Origin of the sequence: Trichlorobacter sp., from assembly GCF_034008105.1 — a bacterium.
In the GTDB taxonomy this organism is placed as follows: Bacteria; Desulfobacterota; Desulfuromonadia; order Geobacterales; family Pseudopelobacteraceae; genus Trichlorobacter.
The window spans coordinates 1-3,315 of sequence record NZ_JAVEPN010000037.1 but is presented as its reverse complement, the minus strand read 5'-3'; the positions used below and the strand labels follow the sequence as shown (position 1 = coordinate 3,315).

Here is a 3,315-nt window from a genome sequence, read left to right as displayed (position 1 = left end):
TCAATACCGATGGTGAACAAGAGCAGCACCACGCCGATCTCGGCCATCTGCTCAACCTGATGGGTGTCCTTGATCAGTCCCAGCACATAGGGTCCGGCCAGGACACCGGTCACCAAAAAACCGATGATCGAGGGAAACATCAAGCGTCGGAAGATGATTACCGTCACCAGTGCCAGACCGAACAGGATCTCTATGTCACGCAGCGCATCATACGGCATGCCGTTCTCCTCAGAAGTAAAGGTTAGTCAGATACAATCCTGCGTTACAGAAAGAAGCACCAGGCAGCGCCGTTAAGATTTGGTCGCTGCAGGGCAGTTCTCCATCTCCTGATCGATAGTAGCCAGGGAAACCCCATCGGCCAGCAGATGCAGGCGATCACCAGCCATAACGACCGTGTTGCCGTTCGGCACCAGATGACCATCGCCACGCTGTATATAGACGATCAGCACCCCCGGCGGCAGACAGAGATCCACAATCTGACGGCCTGCCAGGACCGAATTGGCGTTGACGGTCACCACCGACAGCTCGCTATCGAACATCGAGTCACTCTCATGCTTTACGGCCGCCTGCCCCGCAGCCGACACCGCCTCAAGCCCCAGCCAGCGTGCCACCACCGGAATCGTCGAGCCCTGCAACAGAGCCGAGGTCAGCACAATAAAAAAGACCAGATTAAAGATCATCTCCGCATTGTGAACCCCGGCCAGTAGCGGAAAGGTGGCCAGCACGATCGGTGCGGCCCCCCGCAGCCCGACCCAGGAGATAAGACCCTTGTCACGCAGTGAAAGCGGTGAAAACGACAGGGCCAGCATCACGCTCAGCGGTCGGGCCACCAGCATCAGGAAGGCCGCCACCACCAGACCGATGCCGATTACCGGCACCAGATGCGATGGGAAGACCTGTAGTCCCAGCACCAGGAACATAGCGATCTGCATCAGCCAGGCCAGACCATCGTGGAAACGGAGCAGGGTCTTTTTCTGTACAAAGGCGCTGTTGCCCATCAGGATACCGGCCACGTACACCGCCATAAAGCCGTTGCCCTTGGCCAGCGTCACCAACCCGTAGATCAGCGGCACCAGACTCAAGGTCAGCACCGAATAGAGCCCTTCATACTCCAGTTGTAGCCGGTTCACCACCAGCACGGCGCCCCTGCCCAGCAGGTAGCCGGCCACCGCCCCCACCCCCATCTGCCAGATCAGCAACGGCGCCAGACTGAGCAGGCCCGACGACGGGCTGGTGATCAGCGAGATCAGGCCGATGGTCAGAAAGACCGCCATCGGGTCATTACTGCCCGATTCCAACTCCAGCAAAGGTTTCAGCTGTCCTTTAAGATTCACGTTACGCGAGCGCAGCACCGCAAACACCGCAGCAGCATCGGTGGATGAGACGATCGCTCCCAGCAACAACCCCTCGTACCAGGAAAAGCCCAGTACCAGATGTACAAACCAGCCCACCAGCAGGGCGGTCAGCCCGACGCCGATGGTGGAGAGCAGCATCCCCTCGCGCAGCACCGGTGAGACCGAACGCCACGAGGTATCCAGCCCGCCGGCAAACAGGATATAGGCCAATGCCAGCACGCCAAATGACTGCACCATAAGCGGATTATCGAAATGAATGCCGCCGGCCCCCTCGGAACCAGCCAGCATGCCGACCACCAGAAACAGCACCATGGCAGGGATACCGAGCCGGCTGGAAAGCTTACTGGCCAGAATACCTAGCAACAGCAGTATGGCGCAGCCCAGCATCAGCAGTTCAAACGGTATCATCTGCCCTCCTTGGTCCCTCGTAGATCACCGCTGGTCATCACAATCGCGTCCCCAGCGCTTGACGTAGCCTGCCACATCGAACTTGCGCTTGCAACCCTCGGCGCTCATAAATCTGATGCTGCCGAAGACCGGGCGGCGACCCCAGGCCCGATCATGGACCCCGCCCAGGGACCAGGCGATGCCGGTGTAGCCGTTGGGGTCGCGGCCATCCAGGGCGTAGCGGTCGTTCAGCTGTACTGCAATGGCAAAGGCCTCTTCCGGGGAGGCGGTCCATTCCAGCATCTTTTTGGCCCAATACATCCGCAGGTAGCCGTGGATCGTGCCGCTTACCACCAACTGACGCTGGGCGGCGTTCCAGAGCGGGTCGTGGGTGGCGGCCTGTTCAAACTGCTCCAGCGGATAGCAGTAGCTGCGCGGGTCATGACGGTGCTGTTCCAGGGTGCTGCGGGCCCAGTCCGGGGCGCAGTCCAGCCGGTCGTAATCCGGGCAGTGCAGGCAGAAGTTGTCGGACAGTTCCCGCCGCACGATCAGCTGTTCCAGAAACGGCTCCGCCGCCATCCCGCCGCAACGTGCCACCTGCAGCGCCACCCGTTGCGGGGCCAGCTGGCCGAAGTGCAGCCAGGGGGACAGCCCCGACTGGGCATCGGCCAACGGATCGTTGGCCTGCTGGCCGTAGCGCTGCAAACCGCCCTCCAGAAATGCGGCCAGGGCCTCGGCAGCGGCCACCTCGCCCGGTGGTATGTCGTTCTGCTCGGCCACACTGCGGTCCAGCGCCAGGCTCTCCAGCAGCGCCTCGGCACTGAACGGCTCGACGGACTGCTGCCAGGGGAACGGATGGGGCTGAAGCTGGGGGATCTCGGCCAGAAACTCCGGCAGCAGCCGCTTCAGCTTGGGCCGCAGGGTGTAGGCCCCGAACTCCCGCTTGGGGGAGGCCAGCCGGCAGGGCACGATGTTGTGGCCGTCCACCTCGATGATCGGTATCGACGCTGCTGCGGCGGCAGTTTCGAACCAGTGGCGCTTGATCCGCAGCGGGTCAAAGTCGCAGACCACCGTGCCGACCCCGGTCTGGGTAACGAAGCGCAGCAGTTCGGTTGGCGGGTCACCCCGCAGCACCAGCAGCGGTATCGCCAGCTCCGCCAGCCGTTGACGCACCTGTTCCAGTCCCCGCAGCATGAAGCCGTACTGCCGCAGGCTGGCGCCCAGAAAACCGTCGGCCAGGGTAAAGGCCACCAGCAGTGGCACCTTGCGTTGCAAGGCCAGTTGCTGGGCGTAGTATAATCCCCAGTTGTCCGCCACCCGCTGCTCACGGCTCATCCAGTACAGCAGCGGGCCGTTGCCGGTCCGACGATCGTTCAGGGCATGGCTGCGGCGTGCATCAATCATCAACCACTCCTCGCTCAGATCTGGCTCAGACTCTGCTCCGCCTCCACCAACACCCGCCACAGGTCCTCGCTCTCCCCCATGCCGACCCGGATCAGGAACGAGGCGATGCTCAGGTTGGTGCGGGCCCGGAACAGCTCCACCTGCCAGAGAAACTCGTCCCCCACCGGCG

The 3,315-nt window shown here is 62.4% G+C and carries 3 protein-coding genes; all 3 read right to left on the bottom strand.

Annotated elements, in window-relative coordinates; all coding sequences use genetic code 11:
* The coding region (locus RBQ93_RS12365; RefSeq protein ID WP_320372426.1) for a cation:proton antiporter at positions 1-218 on the bottom strand (218 nt) is incomplete at its 3' end.
* Positions 219-290: 72 nt separating this feature from the next.
* Positions 291-1,763, bottom strand: a complete 1,473-nt coding sequence (locus RBQ93_RS12360; RefSeq protein WP_320372425.1) for a potassium/proton antiporter — start codon at positions 1,761-1,763, stop codon at positions 291-293.
* Between the two features lie 24 nt (positions 1,764-1,787).
* On the bottom strand, positions 1,788-3,146 hold the full coding sequence (gene phrB, locus RBQ93_RS12355) for a deoxyribodipyrimidine photo-lyase (RefSeq protein WP_320372424.1): 1,359 nt from the start codon (positions 3,144-3,146) through the stop codon (positions 1,788-1,790).
* Positions 3,147-3,315 lie beyond the last annotated feature (169 nt).

What these genes read in the sequence shown, in the direction of transcription:
- RBQ93_RS12360 (WP_320372425.1), bottom strand. Translation starts at nt 1,763, where the DNA reads ATGATACCGTTTGAACTGCTGATGCTGGGCTGCGCCATACTGCTGTTG.
- phrB (WP_320372424.1), bottom strand. Translation starts at nt 3,146, where the DNA reads ATGATTGATGCACGCCGCAGCCATGCCCTGAACGATCGTCGGACCGGC.